Origin of the sequence: Actinoplanes regularis (genome assembly GCF_900188005.1) — a bacterium.
Taxonomy (GTDB): domain Bacteria; phylum Actinomycetota; class Actinomycetes; order Mycobacteriales; family Micromonosporaceae; genus Actinoplanes; species Actinoplanes regularis.
Window position 1 is genome coordinate 62,074 of record NZ_FZNR01000021.1, and the last position, 20,201, is coordinate 82,274.

General features: G+C 70.9%; 20 protein-coding genes. 7 read left to right on the forward strand and 13 right to left on the reverse strand.

Translation table 11 applies throughout. From position 1 onward, the window contains the following. The first annotated feature begins 156 nt into the window (after window positions 1-156). Complete coding sequence (locus CHC09_RS35945; protein WP_089297803.1) at window positions 157-2,580, forward strand: phosphoketolase family protein; 2,424 nt, start codon at window positions 157-159, stop codon at window positions 2,578-2,580. A 188-nt stretch (window positions 2,581-2,768) separates the two neighbouring features. Further along, a complete protein-coding gene (locus CHC09_RS35950) occupies window positions 2,769-3,143 on the forward strand; it encodes a peptidoglycan-binding domain-containing protein (protein ID WP_239138739.1) in 375 nt (124 codons plus the stop codon). A gap of 53 nt (window positions 3,144-3,196) precedes the next feature. On the opposite strand, the gene CHC09_RS35955 is transcribed toward CHC09_RS35950, so the two are convergent. From CHC09_RS35955 to CHC09_RS35980, 6 genes are all read right to left on the reverse strand, one after another. Next, window positions 3,197-3,979: an energy-coupling factor ABC transporter ATP-binding protein gene (locus tag CHC09_RS35955; protein ID WP_239138740.1), complete on the reverse strand. Its 783-nt coding sequence runs from the start codon at window positions 3,977-3,979 to the stop codon at window positions 3,197-3,199. Between the two features lie 64 nt (window positions 3,980-4,043). Further along, entirely contained in the window at window positions 4,044-4,808 is a 765-nt protein-coding gene (cbiQ, locus tag CHC09_RS35960; RefSeq protein ID WP_089297745.1) for a cobalt ECF transporter T component CbiQ, read from the reverse strand. 1 nt (window position 4,809) lies between these two features. Next, window positions 4,810-5,154 carry a PDGLE domain-containing protein gene (locus CHC09_RS35965; protein WP_089297746.1) on the reverse strand — a complete coding sequence of 115 codons (345 nt, stop codon included), beginning with the start codon at window positions 5,152-5,154 and terminating at the stop codon, window positions 4,810-4,812. After that, window positions 5,151-5,846 (reverse strand): energy-coupling factor ABC transporter permease, encoded by a 696-nt coding sequence (locus CHC09_RS35970; RefSeq protein ID WP_089297747.1) that lies wholly within the window; start codon window positions 5,844-5,846, stop codon window positions 5,151-5,153. The genes CHC09_RS35965 and CHC09_RS35970 overlap by 4 nt, the downstream gene beginning before the upstream one ends. 142 nt (window positions 5,847-5,988) lie before the next feature. Beyond that, window positions 5,989-6,942 carry an Acg family FMN-binding oxidoreductase gene (locus CHC09_RS35975; protein ID WP_089297748.1) on the reverse strand — a complete coding sequence of 318 codons (954 nt, stop codon included), beginning with the start codon at window positions 6,940-6,942 and terminating at the stop codon, window positions 5,989-5,991. A 51-nt stretch (window positions 6,943-6,993) separates the two neighbouring features. Beyond that, a complete protein-coding gene (locus CHC09_RS35980) occupies window positions 6,994-8,610 on the reverse strand; it encodes a sensor histidine kinase (RefSeq protein WP_089297804.1) in 1,617 nt (538 codons plus the stop codon). A 159-nt stretch (window positions 8,611-8,769) separates the two neighbouring features. Between CHC09_RS35980 and CHC09_RS35985 the strand changes: the two genes are divergently transcribed. Then, entirely contained in the window at window positions 8,770-9,405 is a 636-nt protein-coding gene (locus CHC09_RS35985; RefSeq protein WP_089297749.1) for a response regulator, read from the forward strand. Window positions 9,406-9,727: 322 nt separating this feature from the next. Beyond that, window positions 9,728-10,162 carry an ATP-binding protein gene (locus tag CHC09_RS35990; protein WP_089297750.1) on the forward strand — a complete coding sequence of 145 codons (435 nt, stop codon included), beginning with the start codon at window positions 9,728-9,730 and terminating at the stop codon, window positions 10,160-10,162. 151 nt (window positions 10,163-10,313) lie between these two features. Here CHC09_RS35990 and CHC09_RS48590 read toward each other — a convergent pair whose 3' ends face one another. The 6 genes from CHC09_RS48590 to CHC09_RS36020 form a co-directional block, all read right to left on the reverse strand. After that, entirely contained in the window at window positions 10,314-10,691 is a 378-nt protein-coding gene (locus tag CHC09_RS48590) for an Hpt domain-containing protein (RefSeq protein ID WP_089297751.1), read from the reverse strand. Between the two features lie 84 nt (window positions 10,692-10,775). Further along, window positions 10,776-11,927, reverse strand: coding sequence for an L-rhamnose isomerase (gene rhaI, locus CHC09_RS36000; RefSeq protein ID WP_089297752.1), 1,152 nt, complete (start codon window positions 11,925-11,927; stop codon window positions 10,776-10,778). Continuing rightward, window positions 11,924-12,997: an ABC transporter permease gene (locus CHC09_RS36005; protein ID WP_089297753.1), complete on the reverse strand. Its 1,074-nt coding sequence runs from the start codon at window positions 12,995-12,997 to the stop codon at window positions 11,924-11,926. The genes rhaI and CHC09_RS36005 overlap by 4 nt, the downstream gene beginning before the upstream one ends. Then, the gene (locus CHC09_RS36010) at window positions 12,994-13,989 is read right to left on the reverse strand and encodes an ABC transporter permease (RefSeq protein ID WP_089297754.1); all 996 of its coding nucleotides are present in this window, start codon (window positions 13,987-13,989) and stop codon (window positions 12,994-12,996) included. Before CHC09_RS36010 ends, CHC09_RS36005 begins: the two co-directional genes overlap by 4 nt. 73 nt (window positions 13,990-14,062) lie before the next feature. Beyond that, window positions 14,063-15,568 (reverse strand): sugar ABC transporter ATP-binding protein, encoded by a 1,506-nt coding sequence (locus CHC09_RS36015; protein ID WP_089297755.1) that lies wholly within the window; start codon window positions 15,566-15,568, stop codon window positions 14,063-14,065. Next, window positions 15,568-16,590: an autoinducer 2 ABC transporter substrate-binding protein gene (locus CHC09_RS36020; RefSeq protein ID WP_089297756.1), complete on the reverse strand. Its 1,023-nt coding sequence runs from the start codon at window positions 16,588-16,590 to the stop codon at window positions 15,568-15,570. The genes CHC09_RS36015 and CHC09_RS36020 overlap by 1 nt, the downstream gene beginning before the upstream one ends. Before the next feature lie 214 nt (window positions 16,591-16,804). Here CHC09_RS36020 and CHC09_RS36025 point away from each other — a divergent pair, with 214 nt between their 5' ends. The 3 genes from CHC09_RS36025 to CHC09_RS36035 all read left to right on the forward strand — a co-directional run bounded on the left by CHC09_RS36025 (window position 16,805) and on the right by CHC09_RS36035 (window position 19,412). Further along, window positions 16,805-17,221 (forward strand): phage holin family protein, encoded by a 417-nt coding sequence (locus CHC09_RS36025; RefSeq protein WP_089297757.1) that lies wholly within the window; start codon window positions 16,805-16,807, stop codon window positions 17,219-17,221. Then, window positions 17,218-17,613 carry a hypothetical protein gene (locus CHC09_RS36030; RefSeq protein WP_089297758.1) on the forward strand — a complete coding sequence of 132 codons (396 nt, stop codon included), beginning with the start codon at window positions 17,218-17,220 and terminating at the stop codon, window positions 17,611-17,613. The genes CHC09_RS36025 and CHC09_RS36030 overlap by 4 nt, the downstream gene beginning before the upstream one ends. A 227-nt stretch (window positions 17,614-17,840) precedes the next feature. Further along, window positions 17,841-19,412 carry a serine/threonine-protein kinase gene (locus tag CHC09_RS36035; RefSeq protein ID WP_089297759.1) on the forward strand — a complete coding sequence of 524 codons (1,572 nt, stop codon included), beginning with the start codon at window positions 17,841-17,843 and terminating at the stop codon, window positions 19,410-19,412. Here CHC09_RS36035 and CHC09_RS36040 read toward each other — a convergent pair whose 3' ends face one another. Continuing rightward, entirely contained in the window at window positions 19,413-19,976 is a 564-nt protein-coding gene (locus tag CHC09_RS36040) for a Uma2 family endonuclease (protein WP_239138741.1), read from the reverse strand. Window positions 19,977-20,201: the final 225 nt, after the last annotated feature.

A 20,201-nucleotide genomic window follows, 5' to 3' on the forward strand; every position in this document is an offset into this window, starting at 1 on the left:
ACCGGCAGGGAGACGTGGGAAAACAATTGCACGCTGTTCACGCGAATGGCTGGGCATGAGCACCCTCCGTGAGGGTAACGTCCCCGATCGGGAGGGCCCGTGGGCTCTGCCCGCGCGGGCCCCCGGTGGAGAAACGTGAAGATCGACGAAGCCTTCATGGAAGGAAAGATCGTGACCGCTGTGCTCGACCACGAGGACCTGGTTCGTACCCTCGCCCATCCCGACGAGTCCGAGGTGGCGGGCCTCGACGCGTGGTGGCGGGCGAACAACTACCTGACCGTGGGACAGATCTACCTGCAGGCCAACCCGCTGCTGCGCGAGCCGCTGGCGCCCGATCACGTCAAGCCGCGGCTGCTCGGGCACTGGGGCACCAGCCCGGGTCTGTCGCTGATCTACGCGCACGTCTCGCGGCTCATCAAGACTACCGGCCAGCAGGCCATCTACCTGGCCGGACCGGGGCACGGCGGGCCGGCCCTGGTCGCCGCGGGCTACCTGGAGGGCACCTACTCCGAGGTCTACCCGAGGATCAGCCAGGACGAGGGCGGCATGCTGCGGCTCTTCCGGCAGTTCTCCAGCCCGGGCGGCATCCCCAGCCACGTCTCGGTGACCACCCCCGGCTCGATCCACGAGGGCGGCGAGCTGGGCTATGTGCTGGTCCACGCGTTCGGCGCGGTGATGGACAATCCGGACCTGCTCTCCATCGCGGTGGTCGGCGACGGCGAGGCGGAGACCGGCCCGCTGGAGGGCTCCTGGAAGGGGATCTCGTTCATCAACCCGGAGCACGACGGGGCGGTCCTGCCGATCCTGCACCTCAACGGCGCCAAGATCGCCGGCCCGACGGTGCTCGCCCGCAAGGACCCGGCCGAGGTCCGCAAGATCTTCGAAGGCCACGGGTACGACGTCATCGAGGTGAGCGGGGACGACCTGCCCGGCATGCACCACCGGTTCGCGGCGGCGCTGGCCGAGTCCTGGGGCAAGATCCGAAGGATCCAGATCGAGGCCCGTCGCGGCGGCTGGGACGGCCGGCGTCCGGAGTGGCCGCTGATCATCCTGCGTTCGCCGAAGGGCTGGACGGGCCCGCAGGTCGTGGACGGGGTCACCGTCGGCGGCACCTGGCGGTCGCACCAGGTCCCGCTCTCCGGGGTCAAGGACAACCCCGACCACCTGCGAATGCTCGAGGAGTGGATGCGGTCGTACCGGCCGCAGGAGCTGTTCGACGCGACCGGCGCCCCGACCGACCTGGTCAGCGGGCTGGCGCCGGCCGGAGACCTGCGGATGAGCGCCAGTCCGCACGCCAACGGCGGGCTGCTCACCCGCGACCTCGACCTGCCCGACTTCCGGGACTACGCGATCGACGTGAAGAGGCCCGCGATCGGGCGCGCCGAGTCGACCCGCAAACTGGGCGAACTGATGCGTGACATCTACACGCGCAACCCCGACCGGTTCCGGCTGTTCTGCCCGGACGAGACGAACTCCAACCGGCTCGGCGCGGTCTTCGAGGTCTCCGACCGCGGTTTCATGGAGTCGGTCACATCGGAGGACGTCAAGATCAGCCGTAACGGCCGGGTGATGGAGGTGCTCTCCGAGCACAGCTGTCACGGCTGGCTGGAGGGGTACAACCTGACCGGGCGGCACGGCATGTTCGCCACCTACGAGGCGTTCGCCATGGTCAGCGCGTCGCAGACGATCCAGCACGGCAAGTGGCTGCAGGAGGCGTCACACCTGCCCTGGCGGGCCAAGGTCCCGAGCCTGAACATCCTGCTCACCTCGACCGCCTGGCGCAACGACCACAACGGCTTCTCGCACCAGGGCCCCGGTCTGATCCAGAACGTGCTGACCCAGCGCGGCGACGTGGCCCGGGTCTACCTGCCGCCGGACGCGAACACCCTGCTCTCGGTCGCAAACCACTGCTTCCGGTCCCGGTCGTACATCAACCTGATCGTCATCGACAAGCAGCCGCAGCTGCAGTGGCTCAACATGGACCAGGCGATCGAGCACTGCACCAGGGGCGCCGGCATCTGGGAATGGGCCGGCACCGACGACGGCACCAGCGACCCGGACATCGTGCTGGCCTGCGCCGGTGACGTGGTGACCATGGAGACGGTGGCCGCGGCTCGCATCCTGAAGGAGAAGTTGCCCCGGCTCAAGGTGCGCGTGGTCAACGTGGTCGACCTGATGATCCTGCCGCGGCCCAAGGACCACCCGCACGGCACCAGCGAGACGATGTTCCGCGAGCTGTTCACCGACCATGTGGACGTGGTGTTCGCCTTCCACGGCTACCCGGGCGCCATCCACCAGCTGGTGCACGGCCGGCCGGACGCCGACCGGTTCCGGGTGCGCGGCTTCATCGAACAGGGCACCACCACCACGCCGTTCGACATGACGGTGCTGAACAAGGCGTCGCGGTACGACCTGGTGATCGACGCGATCAACAACGCCCACCGCCTGCCGAGCGGCGCCAGCGCCGTCAAAGCCTGGTGCGAGGCCCAGCTCGAGAAGCATGCGGCGTACGTCGTGGAGCACCTCGAGGACATGCCTGAGGTGCGGGATTGGTCACTCCAGGACTGGGCCGAGAGTTGATCTATCCAGGTTTCGGTGTCTCTCCGCCTAACAAAGTGTGGGCGGAGAGATACTTCACCCTTTCTTTCAACGCCGAGTGAAGAGAAAGTGAAGGGCATACGCCTACTCGACGTTGAGGAAGGGGACCCCGGATGGCCGGTACGCACATACTTTGGCCGACGACCCGGCAGGGTTCGACGCAACATCCCGTGCCCACGCTGCAATACCTGCTGCGGGCCCACGGTCACACGGTCACGGTGGACGGCGTCTTCGGCGCCCAGACCGGCGACGCGGTCCGCGCTTACCAGCGCACCCGCGGCATCCCCGACAACGGCGTGGTCTGCGCGGAAACCTGGCAGGCCCTGATCGTGAAGGTCGGCCCCGGTGCCCAGGGGAACGCGGTCCGGGGCGTGCAGCACCGGTCCGGTGTGGCCCTGGACGGGGTCTACGGGCCGGCGACCGAGTCGGTGGTGCGGGCCTTCCAGTCCTCGGCGGGTCTGCTCGCGGACGGGGTGGTCGGCGAGCGGACCTGGCAGGCGCTGATCAGCTCCTCTGAGGCTGGAGAGCTTCGGCTGGCCGCCTGAGGTGTGCATGCGAGAAAGGCGCCGGGTTCATCGACGAACCGGCGCCTTTCTGGTCAGGGGTGGCGGGATGCGGCGGCGGCGATCGGGTCGAAGCCGAACGGGAGTTCCAGGCGGTGGCCGCGCATCAGGTCGCGGTCGGCCAGCAGCGATGTGGTCTCGCCGTCGGCGGCGATGCGGCCCGCGTCCAGGATCACCGAGCGGGGGCAGAGCTCCAGGGCGTACGGCAGATCGTGGGTGACCATCAGGAGCGTCACCGGCAGGGTCTCGAGGATCTCGGCCAGTTCCCTCCGGCTCGCCGGGTCCAGGTTGGAGGACGGCTCGTCGAGGACCAGGATCTCCGGGCGCATCGCCAGGACGGTCGCCACCGCGACCCGTCGCCGCTGCCCGAACGACAGGTGGTGCGGCACCTGATCACGGTGTTCGGACATGCCGACCGCCGCCAGGGCCTCGTCGACCCGGGCGTCCAACTCGGCGCCGCGAAGGCCGAGGTTGGCCGGGCCGAACGCGACGTCCTCGGCGACCGTCGGCATGAAGAGTTGATCGTCCGGGTCCTGGAAGACGATTCCGACGCGGCGGCGGATCTCGGCGATCGCGGCCCGGTCGCGGGGGATGACCGGGAGGCCGGAGATCTCGACCCGGCCACCGCCGCCGTGCAGGATGCCGTTGAGGTGCAGGACCAGGGTGGTCTTGCCGGCGCCGTTCGGGCCGAGCAGGGCGACCCGCTCGCCGGGGGCGAGGGTGAGGTCGACGCCGCGCAGAGCCTCCCGGCCGTCCGGGTACGCGAACCGCAGGCCCGCGACGTGCAGGGCGGGCGGCTGCCCAGCGGAGTCAGTCACGTTGATCATGGTAGGTCGCACCAGGCAGACGGGTCGGCGGCGGGCAGAGTGCGGACTGGGCTGGTCATGCCAGCACCGCCGCGGCCACGGCGATCCCCGCGGACGCGACCGGCAGCATCGCCGACACCGCCCACTGGCGGGCGGGCGCCCGGCCCTCCGCCGACCGGGGGAGACGCCCGGTGTAGCCACGCGACACCATCGCCAGGTAAACGCGCTCGCCCCGTTCGTACGATCGCAGGAAGAGCGACCCGACCCCCACCGCGAACGCCTTCACCTGCCAGAGGAACCGTGGGTCGTACCCCCGGGACAGTCGCGCGATCCGCATCCGCCGCGCGTCGCCGGCGAGGACGTCGATGTAGCGCAGCATGAACGTGGCGATCTGGGTGAACACCGTCGGGACGCGCAGCCGGTCCAGCCCGAGGATCAGGTCGCGCATCGTCGTGGTCGCCGCGAGCAGCAGTGAGGCGAGCACGCCGAGGGTGCCCTTGGCGAAGATGTTCCACGCGCCGTGCAGCCCGTCGACCGAGAGCGACAGGCCCAGCCACTCGATCCGCGTACCGTGGCCGAGGAACGGCAGGGCGACCGCGAGCAGGACGAACGGCAGCTCGATGGTGGCCCGCTTGAGCAGCCAGAGCAGCGGCACCCGCGCGGCGATCCCGACCGGGACGAGCAGCAGGGCGTAGCCACCGAACGCGGCGAACTCGGTGGGCGGCGTCAGCACCACCACGATGGTGAAGAGCAGCACCGCCACGATCTTGACCTCGGCCGCCAGCCGGTGCACGGGGCTGAGGCGGTCCAGGTGGAGCGGGTGAGCGTGTCCCGCCCCCATCTCAGGCGGCTCCCTGCTCGCGCCGGCGGACCAGCCAGAAGCCGCCCGCGCCGAGGCCGAAGGTGATCAGCACGCCGGCGACGCCGGCCAGACCCGTCGAGAGGTACGTGTTGTGGATGCCCTTGATGCCGTAGTCGGCCAAGGGACTGTCCTTGAGCTGGTGTTCCCGCTCCTGCTGGAGCATGCAGGTGCCGCCGGTGATCTCGTCGTCGGCGTTGAACACGCAGCCCTCGCGGGCGGTCGCGTCGAGGCCGTCGGGGCTGCTGGAGGCGAAGTTGCTGACCACCCCGGCCAGCAGCAGGGCGACGAGCAGCCCACCGGCCAGGAACCAACCGAGCTTCCTCATGCCGGAACCTCCTCGAGCGCCACCGGCTTGCGGAACCGGCGGAGGGCGTAGACCAGGTCGGGCCGGACCCGGGCGACGGTCATGACCGTGGTCGCGGCGATCACGCCCTCACCGATGCCGATCAGCGCGTGGGTGCCGGCCAGGGTGCCGGAGACCCAGGGCAGGGACAGCGCGGTGGTGCCGCCGAGCGCGTACTCCAGGACGAAGCCCTGCGAGGCGACGACGACCGAGACGACCGAGGCGATGAAGGCGGTCGCGCCGAGCCCGCCCGGGTTCTTCGGCAGCACCCGCAGCAGGCCCGCGACCAGCAGATAGCCGGCGGCGGTGCCGAGCAGCGCCATGTTGGTGATGTTCAGGCCGATCGCGGTCAGGCCGCCGTCGGCGAAGAGCAGGCACTGGACGATCAAGACGGTGGAGACGCAGAGCGCGCCGACCCACGGGCCGACCAGGATGACCGCGAGGGTGCCGCCGAGCAGGTGGCCGGAGACGCCCGGCAGCACCTGGAAATTGAGCATCTGCACGGCGAAGATGAACGCCGCGACCAGGCCGGCCATCGGGGCCAGCCGGTCGTCGAGATCGGCTCGCGCCCGCGAGACGCAGACGGCCAGCACGCCCACCGCGAAGACCACGAAGATCGCGGAGACCGGACCGTCGACGATTCCGTTCGCGATGTGCATCGCTTGCGCGTCCATGGCGCCTCCCCTCGCGGGGCCGGATTCCCCACGGGCGCCAGCCTATAAGCCGGACCCAGCTATTGCACATCCTTGGCAACTAGACGAGTGACGATCTTCACCGTGCAGCGGCCCGAGCGCCCGTGGAACGCCGGGCGGGACCTCAGCCGAGCACCTCCTCGACCGGCCGCCGCGGCGCCCGCAGACCCGGGTGTCCGTACCCGATCCGGAGCGCGATCTGCGGGAACCCGGTCCGCCCCAGCGCCCGCCGCAACTGATCCCGCGCGGCCGGCACCTCGATCGGCTGGGAGATCATCGAACAGGCCAGCCCGGCGTCGGTGACGGTCAGCAGCACCCGCTGGAGCGCCTGCCCGGCCTGCACCTGATCGAGCCGCCGGTCGCCGACCGTGCCCAGGATGCCGACCAGCGGCTCCGGTTCGTAGTCCCGGCCCCGTGGGCGGGGGTGGTCGGTGAACGCGCGCTGCGGGAGCAGGTCCTGGTGCGCGGCGGCGCCGGCGCCGGCGTAGGCCGGAATCCCGTCCGGCGCCTCCTCGGTGTCGCTCCAGGTGATCATCTCGGCCTGGTACCGCTCGTCGCGGCGAAGCACCCGGTCGGCGCTGTGCGCGATCTCCGAGAATCCGGTCAGCGCGGTCATCCCGACCAGCAGTTCCAGCCAGGCGTGCTCGGCGCCCGCCGCCTCGATCAGCCGGATCCGGGCGTCGGCCGGCACCGGGTCGGGCAGGAACGGCTGCCGGTTGCTGTGCCGGCGCTCGATCGCGGCGTACAGGTCACGCTCCGTGTACGTCGGTGGTCGCGTGTGCCCGGGAGTGAGGCGGGCGATCAGGTCGGGCTCGGCCGGGTCGGGCAGCAGCACCACCTCGGCGGGGGTGCCGGTCCAGGCGAGCGCCAGCCGGGCGTTGAAGGTGGCCGCCCCGACGGCCAGACGCTGCGCCCACCCGCCGCCGTCCGCGACGGTGAGCCGGCGGCCCGGATCGGCCAGCACTTCGATGGCTCCGTCGCGGAGCCGGAACAGCCAGGGCTGGGTGTTGTGCATCGAGGGCGCTTGGAGACCGGCTGACGCTGCGCGCCGCAGGTCTGACTCGTCGTAGCCGTTCACAACATCCACGATTCACCGCTTCGGCTCACGTCGGCAGGGCCGAAAGTCCCCTTACGAGGTAAGCGGGACCCGCCACGTGAGCAGGGTGCCGGAGCCCTCCGGAGCGGGGCCGATCTCGAACGCGCCGCCCAGGTCGGCGGCCCGCTCGCTCATGTTCACCACCCCGCCCCGGGCCAGCGCCGGATCGATGCCGATGCCGTCGTCGCGTACCTGAAGGAACAGCTCACCGTCGCTGACCCGGACCGACACGCGGGCACTGCTCGCCCGCGCGTGACGCGCGACGTTGGCGAGCGCCTCGCGGAGAACGGCCATCAGCTCCGGTACGACGTCGTCCGGCACCGCGCTGTCCACCGGCCCGGACGTCGAGAGGTCCGGGCGGAAGCCGAGCGCCTCCTCGGCCGCCGCGACCGCGTCGCGAAGGTCGTTCCGGAGCGACGGCCCGACCGGCGCGCGCAGTTCGAAGATCGACCGCCGGATGTCCCGGATGGTGGCGTCCAGGTCGTCGACCGCGTCGTTGATCCGCTTCGCCGCCTCCGGGCGCATCCCCGGGCCGACGGCGCCCTGCAGGTGCATCCCGGTGGCGAAGAGCCGCTGGATCACCACGTCGTGCAGGTCCCGGGCGATCCGCTCGCGGTCCTCCAGCACCACGAGCAGCTCGCGCTCCTGCTGGGCGCGGGTCCGCTCCAGGGCCAGGGCGGCCTGGCCGGCGAAGGTGGAGAGCGGCACCGCGTGGTCGGCGGCGCTCGACTGGGCGACGATCAGCACGCCGTGCTGGCTGTCCGACCCGGTCAGCGGCGCGGCGAGGGCCGGGCCGGGCGGGACCGGGCCGGGCCACTCGGCGGCGGAGCCCAGGTCGTCCAGCAGCCGGTACCGGTCGGTGCCGAAGTCCCGCACCACCGGGCTGTCCGCCGGCAGCACCTGCCCGGTCAGGGCGGCGCACGCCGGGTCGGCGCCGTCGGCCACCTCGATCCGGTACCGGGCGTTCTCCTCCTCGTGCAGCAGCACCAGCACCAGCTCGGCGTCGGCCACCTCGCGCGCCCGCCGGGCGATCAGCCGCAGCGCCTCGGTGTGGTGCACGCTGCCGAGCAGCGCGGCGGTGATCTCGGCGGCCGCGGCCAGCCAGCGTTCCCGCCGCTGGGCCAGCTCGTAGAGGCGGGCGTTGTCGATCGCCACGCCGGCCGCGGCGGCCAGCGCCACCACGATCTCCTCGTCGTCCTCGCTGAACTCCGTGGCGCCCTGCTTCTCGGCCAGGTAGAGGTTGCCGAAGACCTGGTCACGGGTGCGGACCGGGACGCCGAGGAAGCTGTGCATCGGCGGGTGGTGGGGCGGAAAACCGTACGAATCGGGATGTTTGCGAATGTTCGGCAGTCGCACCGGCTTGGGCTCGGTGATCAGCACGCCGAGCACGCCGCGCCCGTGCGGCAGGTCGCCGATCCGCGCGTGCGCCGCCGGGTCGATGCCGTGCGTGACGAAGTCGGAGAGACTCTGGTGGTCGGGGGCGAGCACGCCGAGCGCGCCGTACCTCGCGCCGACCAGGGCGCAGGCCGCCTCGACGATGCGCTGCAGGGTGCTGCGCAGGTCGAGGTCGGTGCTGATGCCGACGACCGCGTCGAGCAGCGCGCGCAGGCGCTCGCGGCTGGTCACCACGTCGCCGACCCGGTCGAGCATCTCGTGCAGCAACTCGTCGAGCCGGACCCGGGAGAGCGGGCTGAGCCCCAGCGAGGGCGTCGTTCCTTCGGCCACGGCCTGAGGCTAACCGGTGTGGTCCCGCTTGACCCGGGACTTATGGCCCTGTCTGTCCGGGCCGGACGGGGTTAGATAGAAGACATGATCCGAGTGTTTCTCCTCGACGACCACGAGGTCGTCCGCCGTGGGCTGGTCGACCTGCTTCAGACGGCCGGGGACATCGAGGTGGTGGGCGAGTCAGGCTCCGCCCGCGAGGCGGCGGCGCGCATCCCGGCGCTGCGGCCGGACGTCGCGGTGCTGGACGCGCGGCTGCCCGACGGCAACGGCATCGACGTGTGCCGGGACGTGCGGGCGATGGACTCGACGATCAAGGGGCTGATCCTGACGTCGTACGAGGACGACGAGGCGCTTTTCGCGGCAATCATGGCCGGTGCCTCGGGCTATGTGCTGAAGCAGATCCGCGGCACCGACCTGGTCGACGCGGTCCGGCGGGTCGCCGCCGGCCAGTCCCTGCTCGACCCGGCGGTCACCCAGCGGGTCCTGGAGCGCATCCGCAACGGCGTCGAGCAGCCCCGCGAGCTGGCCGGCCTCACCGACCAGGAGCGTCGCATCCTGGAGTTCGTCGCCGAGGGCCTGACCAACCGGGAGATCGCCAGCCGGATGTTCCTGGCCGAGAAGACGGTGAAGAACTACGTCTCCAGCCTGCTGGCCAAGCTCGGCCTCGAGCGCCGCACCCAGGCCGCCGTTCTCGCCACCAAACTCCTCGGCCACGGCTGACCCCGCCGGTCCTGACCGCTTCGCAAAACCAGAAAAACCTCAACCCCCTTCCGGGTACGACCGATGGGGCCCCGTAGCCAGCCCTCTCGGGCCAAGTCCCGCGAGGCGGCACAACGCGACACAACTGCATGAAACAGCCATAATTGACAATCGGGTCTTTCAGGTTTCGCGGTTGGTTCACCGCGGGTACTGTTCCGCCCGAATTCAGCGACTCCCCGGGATACGGCATGACGGACTGCACCGAGCGGCACCACGCCGCACCGGCCCGCGAACGCGCGGACCGGTGCCAGGACCAGGAGCGCGAACCGCTGGCAGGCGCCGCGTGAGCGCGTTGACCGCCCATCTCGACGTACCACTGCACTTCGGCGCGCCCGGCGCGGCCCGCCGCGCGGTCGTCGCGGTCCTGGGCGGCTGGGGTTTCCGTGACCAGGACTGGCTGGACGGCGCCGCCGTGGTGGTCAGCGAACTGGTCACCAACGCGGTCCGGCACGGCGGTGGCTGCGTCGCCCTGAACGTCGAAGCGGACGACGGCCGGGTGGTGGTCTCGGTCGCCGACGGCTCCTCGGTGGTGCCGCGGCGCCGTGACCCGGACGAGGTGGGCGGCCGCGGCCTGGTGCTGATCGAGGCGCTCGCCGAGAACTGGACGGTGCACGACCACCACGGCGGCAAGCAGGTGCGGGTGGCGTTGCCGCCGTGCCCCGAAGGCGAGGCGTCGCAGCCCCGCCTGGCGCACCTGAGCAGCGCCGCGGCACACTGACGCCAGATCACCGCCGTCTCACAGGGCCCAGAACCAGCCGGGTCACCGCCGTCTCGCAGGGCCCAGAACCAGCCGGGTCACCGCCGTCTCGCACGGCGCACCGGACCAGCCGGGTCACCGCCGTCTCGCACGGCGCACCGGATCGGCCGGGTCACCTCCGAGCGAGCTCGTCGGCGAGCGCCAGCACCGCGCGCAGCGCCTCGTCCGCCTCGGCCCGGATCCGGCCGGCCGAGCCCGCCGGGTCGGCGATCGTGCCGGCCCGGGCCTGCTCCTCCAGGGCCGCGCAGGCCGCGGCCAGCTCACCGGCGCCGATGTTGTCGGCCGACCCCCGCAGCGTGTGGGCCCGTTCCCGGAGCTCACCGGGGTCGTCGAGACTGTCCAGCAGCGCGTCGACAGCCGCCGGGGTGTTCGTCGCGAACGACCGCAGCAGCCGCATCACCAGGGCCGACTGCGCCGGCGTCGGCACCGGGTCGATGATCGACTCGATTCTGGCCCGCACGCCGGCGAGCCGTTTCTCGTCCTCCGGCATGCGCCTATCGTGCTCGGTTCCACCGAACGGGGACGCCCGCTTCGGCAAGAATGCCGCCCGGAGGTGGCCTGCGGGCCGTCGCGATCAGGCGCCCCAGCCGGCCTGGGTGCCGCCGACCCGATCGGTGGCCACGGCCGCCGCGTACCCGGAGGCCTTGAAAGCGGCGACCGGGTCACGCGGCAGCCCTCGCGCCTCCCGCCGGTCCGCGAGCGCCCCGCGCACGTCCGTCTCGTAGGCCGCCATCAGGATCTCGTTCGCCCCGAGCACGTCACCGTCGCGCTGCGCCGTCGCGAGCGCCGACTGGTCGATCAGCAGTGCCTTCGCCAGCGCCTGCTCGACGTTGAGCACCGACCGGATCTGCCCGGGGAGCTTCTCCTCGATGTTGTGGCACTGGTCCAGCATGAAGTTGACCCGTGACTCGGGGCGGTGCGCGCCGCCCGCCACGATCTCCGACATGATCCGGAACAGCTGGAACGGGTCGGCCGCCCCGACGATCAGGTCGTCGTCGGCGTAGAAGCGCGAGTTGAAGTCGAACGCGCCGAGCCGCCCCTGCCGCAGCAACTGCATCACGATGAACTCGATGTTGGTGCCCGGCGCGTGGTGCCCGGTGTCCAGCACGACGGTGGCCCGCTCGCCCAGGGCCAGGCAGTGCAGCAGCGAGGTGCCCCAGTCCGGGATGTCCATGGTGTAGAAGTACGGCTCGAAGAACTTGTACTCCAGCAGGATCCGCTGGTCCGCGCCGAGCTCGTCGTAGACGCGCCGCAGTGACTCGCCGAGCCGGTCCTGCCGCCCACGCAGCGAGTCCTGTCCGGGATAGTTCAGCCCGTCCGGCAGCCAGATCTTGAGATCGGTCGATCCGGTCTCGCGCATGATCTCCAGGCAGCGCAGGTGATGCCGGACCGCCTTGTCGCGGACCACCGGGTCGGGGTGGCAGAGCGAGCCGAGCCGGTAGTCGTCGTCCTGGAACAGGTTCGAGTTGATCGCACCGATCCGGACGCCCAGCTTCTCGGCGTGCGCCCGCAGGTCGGCCCAGTCGTCGACGGCGTCCCACGGGATGTGCAGGGAGACGCGCGGCGCGAGGCCGGTGAGCCGGTGGACCTGCGCGGCGTCGGCGATCTTCTCGTACGGGTTCCGCGGCACCCCCGGGCTGGTGAACACCTTGAACCGGGTGCCCGAGTTCCCGTACGCCCAGCTGGGCACCTCGACGGTGAAGCCGTCCAGTCCGTCCAGGTTCATGCAGTGCCTCCGTATCGGCGGTTGGTGAGTCCGTTGAGCAGCGCGGCGAAGACCAGCACGGCGCCGAGGGCGAGCAACTGGTACTGCGAGCCCTCGTTGCCGACGAAGGCGAGCAGGATGCCGGCGTTCAGCCAGACGATGAGCAGCGTGGCGAGGACGACTCCGGAGACCCGGCCGATGCCACCGGTGATCGCCACGCCGCCGAGGACGGCGATGGTGATCGCGGGCAGCGCCATGCCGTTGCCCGAGACACCGGCGTCCGGGCGGGCGGAGGCGAACTGACCGACCGTGACCACGGCGACGAGCCCGGAGAGCACGCCCGCGTAGACGTACGCCTTGAACCGGGTGTCCCGTACCGGCAGCCCCGACCAGCGGGCCGCCACGTCGTTGGTGCCGATGGCGTAGAGCCGGCGGCCGTACGTGGTGCGTGCCAGCAGCAACCAGACCGCGACGACCGTGGGCAGCAGGAACGTGAAGATCCCGAGCGGTACGTCCGGGACGTACTGCCCGAACAGCGGCAGCTCCACCGACTCGCTGATCGAGAAGAGCTTCTGGATCGGCGGCGTGCTGATCGGCTCCTGATTGTTGATCACGATGGCGAGCGACTTGTACGCGTAGTACGTCGCCAGCGTGGCGATCAGCGCCGGGAAGCCGATGTAGGACACCAGAAAGCCGTTGACCGCGCCGAGCAGCGCCCCGAAGAGCGCGGTCAGGACGATCGCCGCCCAGAGCGGCCAGCCCCATTCGCCGTACGCGAATCCGAAGATCATGCCGGCGAGCGAGACGATCGCGCCCACCGAGAGGTCGATGCCGCCCCGCCCGGAGAGGATCACCAGCAGCTCCGCGAGGCCGAGCATGGCCAGCGGGACCGCGTTGATCAGCGATGCCGACATGTAGTCGAAGTCGTAGGGGGCGGTGAGATAGCCACCCGCGTCCTGTACGAAGAACGTGATCACGACGGCGACGATCAGCACCGCGAGCAGCGCGATCCGCTGGGTGAGCAGCACGCGCAGCACCCGGGCGCCGGCGTTCCCGGTGCTCGCGGCGGTGACGGCGGTGGCCGTGGTCATCGGTTCCTCCTGGCCCGGGCACGCAGCAGGTCGGCACCGACCGCCACGATGATGAAGAGACCGACGAACAGGTCGGACAGCTGGGAGCGCCAGCCGAGCTGGGTGACGCCCGAGGCGACGGACTGCACCAGCAACGCGCCGAGCAGGGTGCCGAGGACCGAGCCGCGGCCGCCCATGATCGACGTGCCGCCGATGACCACGGCCGCGATCACCGCCAGCTCCTTGCCGGAGCCGACCGACTGGTCGAGCGTGGACGTGCCCTGCGCGATGACGAAGCACGAGGCGAGCCCGACGAGCAACCCGGTGATCAGGTAGGCGAGCAGGACGCGGCGCTGCACCCGGACGCCGGCCAGCCGGGCCGCCTGCGCGTCGCCGCCGATCGCGAAGAAGTGCCGGCCGCCCGCCGTGTGCCGCAGGTACCACCAGGCCGCCGCGGTGATCAGCACGGTGATCCCGAACGCGTGCGGGACGCCGAGGGTACGGCCGTCGGGGCCGCGCCCGAAGAAGGCCAGCGTGCCCGGGATCCCGTTGACCGTGCCGGAACCGAAGATCCGCAGGCCGAGGAACATGAACAGGTTCGCGGTGCCGAACGTGATGATGATCGCGTGCACCCGGCCGTAGGCGATCAGCACGCCGTTGACCAGCCCCAGCACGCCCCCGACGGCGACCGACAGCAGCACCGCGACACCGAGGTTCACTTCCGCCTCGACCAGCGCCTTCGCGGTCAGCACCGAGCACACCATGATGGCGCCACCGACCGACACGTCGATGCCGCCCGTGACGATCACGATGGTCATGCCCACGCCGACCAGCGCGACCGGCGCCGTCGCCACCAGCAGCGGCTGGATCGACCCCGCGGTCAGGAACGCCGGCGTGCTCACCGCCAGCGCCACCCAGAGCAGCGCGATCACGCCGACCAGTACGAACTCCTGACCGGTCACCGGCGCCGGTAACACTCGCCGCCGGCCGAGAGCGCCCGTCCCCACGCTCATGCCGCCACCTCCGCTGCGCTCCGGCGTCGGCATGAGCCCAAAACTGAGCCAGCTGATTCGCTCGCAAGCTCGCTCATGCCGTCCCTCCCGCAGCGGCCGCCAGCAGGTCGACCTGGGTGGCGTCCGGTCCGAACTCCTCGGTCGTGGTGCCGCCCCGGACCACCTGGATGCGGTCCGCGATCCGCAGCGCCTCCGGCAGATCCGACGTCACCACCAGCACCGCCGTGCCCTCCTCGGCCAGCTCCGTGATCAATCGGTGGATCTCCTCCTTGGCACCCACGTCGACACCCTGCGTCGGTTCGGCCAGGATCAGCACTTTCGGCCGCTCCACGAGCTGCCGGGCCAGCACCACCTTCTGCGCGTTGCCACCGGACATCGCGTTGATCGGCTGCCGCTCACTGGGCGTCTTCACCGCCAGCCGGCGGATCAGGTCGACCGCGACCGCCTTCTCCCGGGCGCGGTCCAGGAACGTGCCGAACCGGGACAGCAGCCGCAGCTGCCCGGCGGAGATGTTGAACGCGATCGACTGGAAGCCGAACATCCCCTCGACCTTGCGGTTCGCCGGCAGCAGGGCGATGCCCAGGTGCCGCGCGTGCGCGGGGGAGCGCGGCGTGACCCGCTTCCCGTCAATGTGCACCTCGCCGCCGGTGATCCGATCGATGCCGTAGACCGCGGCGGCGATCTCCGAGACGCCGGAGCCGACCAGGCCGTACAGCGCGACGATCTCGCCCTTCCCGACCCGGACGTCGACGTCGTGGAAGCGGCCCTCGCGGGCCAGGCCGCACAGCTCCAGCACGGTCGGCCCGTCCGGGACCCGCCGGTGTGGCCGGGCGTCGGAGAGCTCCTCGCCGACCATCAGGTGGGCGATCTGGCGCACGGTCAGCTCACTGATCGGGTACGTCCCGATCGTGCGCCCGTCCCGCATCACGGTCACCTCGTCCGCGATCCGGAACAGCTCGTCGAGCCGGTGCGAGATGTAGACGACCGCCACGCCGTCCGCGGTGAGCCGCCGGACCACGTCGAAGAGCACCTCGATCTCGGCGTCGGTGAGGATCGCCGAGGGCTCGTCGAGGATCAGCACGCTCGCCTCCGCGGCCAGCGCCTTCGCGATCGAGACCTGCTGCTGCTCGGCGACCGAGAGGGTGCCGACGGTGACGGTGGCGTAGCGGGCCGGGAGGCCGAGCCGCTCCAGCAGCTCGACCACCCGTCTGTTCTGCTCCGCCCAGTCGACCCGGCCGGTCTTCTTGAGCTCCCGGCCGAGGAAGATGTTCTCCGCGACCGTGAGCTCGGCGAAGAGCTGCGGCTCCTGGTAGACCGTGGCGATCCCGAGCGCGATCGCGTCGGTCGTGCCGCCGATCCGGGCCGGCACGCCGTCGAACTCGATCGTGCCCGTGTCGGCGGTCTCCGCCCCCGACACGATCTTGATCATCGTCGACTTGCCGGCGCCGTTCTCCCCGACGAGGGCGTGCACCCGGCCCGCCCGTACCGTCAGATCGGCTTCTTGGATCGCCCGCACCGCGCCGAACCGCTTGGCGATCCCGGCCAGGCGCAGCCTGGGCGTCTGGGTCTGCTCGGTCATCAGTAGTTGAACTGGTCGACGTTCTGGTCGGTGATCTGCAGCGCCGGTCCGAGCAGCAGCATCTTGCTCGACGCGTCGTAGGTGATCCCGTTCAGCTTGTCGCTGACCTTGTTGGTCGCCTGGAACTGCTTGCCCTCGGCGATCTGCGCGCCGGCCCAGGCGGTCAGGTAGCCCAGGTTCTCCACGTCCCAGAGGATCGCCGCGCTCGACGACTTGTCGGTCAGGTACGGCTTCATCGCCTGCGGAGTGCCCAGGCCGACGGTGAAGACCTTGCCGATCTTCCCGGCGTCCTTGACCGCCTGCGCCACACCCGGCGCGGACGAGGTGCACTCGCCGACCAGGCCGGTCAGGTCCGGATGGGCGTTCATCAGGTCGGTCGCCATCTGGGTGGCCTTCGCCTGGTCCTCACCGGCGTAGACGACGTCCACGATGGTGGTGTCCGGGTACTTCTCCTTGGTGTACGCCTGCTGGACCTTGATCCACGAGTTCAGGTTCTCCGCGGTCTGGCCGCAGGAGACGATCGCGTACTTGCCCTTGCCGCCCATCGCCTTGAGCAGCGAGTCGGTCAGGCCCTGGCCGATCCCCTCGGCGGTGGCCTGGTTGACGAAGACCTCGCGGACACTGGTCGGCGCGTCCGTGTCGGCGGTGGCGACGTGGATGCCGGCGTCCTTGGCCTGCTGCAGCAGTGGCGCCATGGAGTCGGGATCGTTCGGGGCGACGATCAGGGCGTCGACCTTCTGCTGGATGTAGGAGCGGACGATGTCGGCCTGCGCGGCGGCGTCGGCCTGGGTCGGCCCCTGGTAGAGCCACTCGACGTTGCCGAGCGCCGCGGCGGCGGCCTTGCCGCCGGCGTTCATCGCCTCGAAGTAGGGGACACCCTGCAGCTTCGGGACGAAGGCGACCTTGTAGGTCTTCTTGTCGCCGCTGCCGCTCGCGGAGTCGTCGTTCTTCTTGGTACAACCGGAGACCGCCAGGGCGGCGGTGGTGGCGACTGCTATGACAAGGGCCAGCCGGGAACGCATCAGTGCCTCCAGCGACTTGAAACGTTTTTGTCTTTGGTGTGACTCAGGTTACGGGCGCGTTAGGAAGTGGTCAAGAGTCGCGTCTCGCGACGGATGAGACGTTTCATCTGCACGTTCGATTCACCCGCGTTGCTGGCGGCCGCCGAGGTGATTAGGCCGAGTCGGGGCGGGTACGTCAAGCCTCTGGAACCGGTGCGGACGACAGGGGGCGACGGTGGACACGGACGGACGAGGTGATCAGGCCTCTACCGCGGCACTGGTCAGCCGCCTCAGCGAGCAGGTGACGACCCTGGTGCGGGACGAGCTGACGCTCGCCCGGATGGAGCTGATGGCGAAGGGCAGGAGAGCCGGGAAGGGTGCCGGGATGCTGAGCGCGGCCGGCGTCCTCGGGATGTACGGCCTGGGCGCGCTCCTCGTCACCGCGGGCGCGGCGCTGGCCCTGGTCCTGCCGGTGTGGGCGGCGGCGCTGATCGTGGCGGGCGCGCTGCTCGCCGTCGCCGGAGGGGCCGCGCTGGCCGGGCGGCGACAGGTCAGACAGGCCGTGCCGCCGATGCCCGAGCAGGCCCTGGCCAGTGGGCGCCAGGACGTCGACGCGTTCGTCGCGGCGGCCCGCAACGGGAGGAACCGGTGAGCGCCAGCGGCGAGTCGCCGGCCCGGCCCGGCACGCCGACGCCCGGACCCGGCGGGAAGGCCCCCGGCGGCGGCCCGGCGGGCAAGGCACCGAGCGGCACCGCCCGGGGCAGCACCGCTCCGGGCGGCCGGAGCGGCACCGGCCCGAAGGGCGCCGCCGCACCGCCGCGAACCGGGCGTTCGGAGACCCACAGCACCGGCCACATCGCCGAAGCGACGGCGCAGACCAGCACGAGGATGGCCTGCGGAGCGGCGGACGCCGCGGAACGCGCCACCCGGGCGATCGGTTCGGCGCGGCGCCGGGTCGCCGCCCACCCCGAGGAGTACGCTCTGCTCGGCGTCGCCCTGATCATGGCCGCCGCCGGCGTCGCCCTACTCCGCCGCTCCCGCTGATCGGCTCCCAGGAGGCCCGAGCCGGCAGGTCAGGAGAGCCGAGCCGGAGGGGCACCAGAGGCGTGTCGGTCCCGTCGGCACCTCGGTGCGAGGATGGGCCGGCGCCATTCCCGACGGCGTAGGACGGCAGGCTCGCGCACATGAACTCCCAGGCAGATCCGCCGGCTCCGCATAGCTCGGAGACGGCCGACGTTGCGGGAGCCGTCGAGGTGGGTACATCGAACGGCATGCCTGACGCGCCGTCCCCGCTCGCCGGCCGCTACCGGCTCGGTGAGCACCTCGGTCGCGGCGGGATGGGCCAGGTCTGGCGGGCCGACGACGACACCCTGGAGCGCGAGGTCGCGGTCAAGCGGATCGACCTGCCGGAGGAGTTGGCCGAGGGCGACGCGGCGGTGCGGCGCTCGCTGCGGGAGGCGCGGGCGGCGGCGCGGTTGAGTCATCCCAACGTCGTTCAGGTGTACGACGTGCTCTCCCTCGAGGACCGCACCTGGATCGTCATGGAGTACGTCCCGTCCCGCTCGCTGCGTCAGGTGATCGCCGAGGACGGCCCGCTCGACGCGTACCGGGTGGCCCGGATCGGCCTGGACCTGCTCGCCGCCCTGCGGGCCGCGCACCGTGCCGGCGTCCAGCATCGTGATGTCAAACCGGCGAACGTGCTGCTCGCCCACGACGGCCGGGTGCTGCTCACCGACTTCGGCATCGCCGCGCTCGACGACGACATCCTGACCAGCAAGTCCGACGCGCTGGTCGGCTCGCCGCCGTACATGGCGCCGGAGCGGGCCCGGTTCGGCACCAGCGGCACGCCCGCCGACCTGTGGGGGCTGGGCGCGACCCTGTATGCCGCCGTCGAGGGCCAGTCGCCGTTCCAGCGGACGTCGACGATGGCGACCCTGGCCGCGCTGGCCACCGAGGAGCCGGATCCGCCGCGGCACGCCGGGCCGCTCCGTCCGGTGCTGGATGGGCTGCTGCGCAAGGATCCGGCGCAGCGGATGGAGGCGGAGGAGGCCGAACGGCTGCTGCGGCAGACCGTCGCCGCGCTCGACGGCTCCGCCGCACGCCCGGTGACGGTTCCGAAGCCGCGGATCCCGGCCGACGACGCGATCCGGCCGCGGTTCCCGGGCGTACCGGAGGCGCGGCGGACCCGGCTGATCGCCCTCGCCGCGGCCGTCGTGGCGCTCCTCGGCGGCCTGGCGGCCTTCGTGGTGAACCGCTCGCCGTCGGGGAGCGCGGCGGACGTCGCCGCGACGACGGCCCCGGCCGCGACGGCCGGCGGCTCGAAGCCGACGAGCGTTTCGGTCCCGCCGTCGCCGGCCTCGAATCCGAGCCGGAGCACGGCGAGCAAGCGACCGCCGCTGCCGGCCGGGTGGTCCGTGTGGACGGACGACACCGGCTTCTCGGTGTACCTGCCCGACGGCTGGAGCCCGCAGAAGAAGCGGGGGACGATGCAGTACTTCCGGGACGGCAAGGGCCACGTTCTGGGCATCGATCAGACCACGAAACCGAAGTCGAACCCGGTCGCGGACTGGGAGTCCCAGTCGAAGTCGCGGGTGCGGGGCGGCGATTTCCCGGGCTACCGCAGAATCAAGATCGAGTCGGTCGACTACTTCAAGAAGGCCGCCGACTGGGAGTTCACCTTCAACGGCGGCGGCACCCGCCAGCACGTGAACAATCGCGGCGTCGTCACGTCAGCGCATCACGCCTACGGTCTCTGGTTCCAGACCCCCGACTCGGACTGGGAGAAGTACCGCAAGGACGTCCTGGAGACGGTCTTCCTCAGCTTCGTCCCGGCCAAGGCCTGATCAGTAGTCGACCAGTTCCTCCGTGCCGATCGAAAAGGGGAACGGCATCTCAGAGGTGAGCGTCTCGCCCTGCTTCGCTGCGGAGTGCTCGGCGTAAGCGTCGCCGCGCAGGCGGAACAGGCGTAGCGTCACCGACTCGTATCCGGGGAAGTCCGGCTCGACGAGCAGGTACCAGGGGATGTTTGCCTCGGCGTAGGCCAACATCTTTTTGACCCGATCATTCGCGGCGTTGCTCGGCGAGGTGATCTCGCAGACGAGAACCACCTCATCGGCGGTGCTGATGGTCGTCGAGATCGGGCTTCTCTTGACGGCGAGGTCGGGAATGAGGGTCCGCTCGCTGTTGAGCCGAACGTTGGGTACCAGGGGTGCCCGCAGCCCCGCCGCCCGTGCTGCGGGGCGCAGGGAATCCCGCAGGTTGCCCATGATCTCGTTGTGGTCGTCGTTGGCTGAGGTCGCCAAGAGCCTTCCGTCGAACAGCTCGACGCGTTCGTGCGTCTCGCCGAGCGCAAGCCAGTCCGCCTCGGTCCAGGGCCCCTCGTGGTCGTCAAGCGTCCCCATGCTCATAGGCAAAGTCTCGCACGTGGTCATGCCGAAATCGTCTCACGACAAGTTGTCATAGAGCAAGATGTCACACGACGGGGTGATCGCAGGCTCGGCAACCCGTCCGACACGGCCTGCGCCGGCCCTCAGGAAACTGTCTGAACACCGCACCTGAGCCAGTTGACTCGTGTTTAGTGGACAGGTAGACCCCGGCGTAAAAGTCTGCGGAACGGGTAAGGGCTGAGGGTC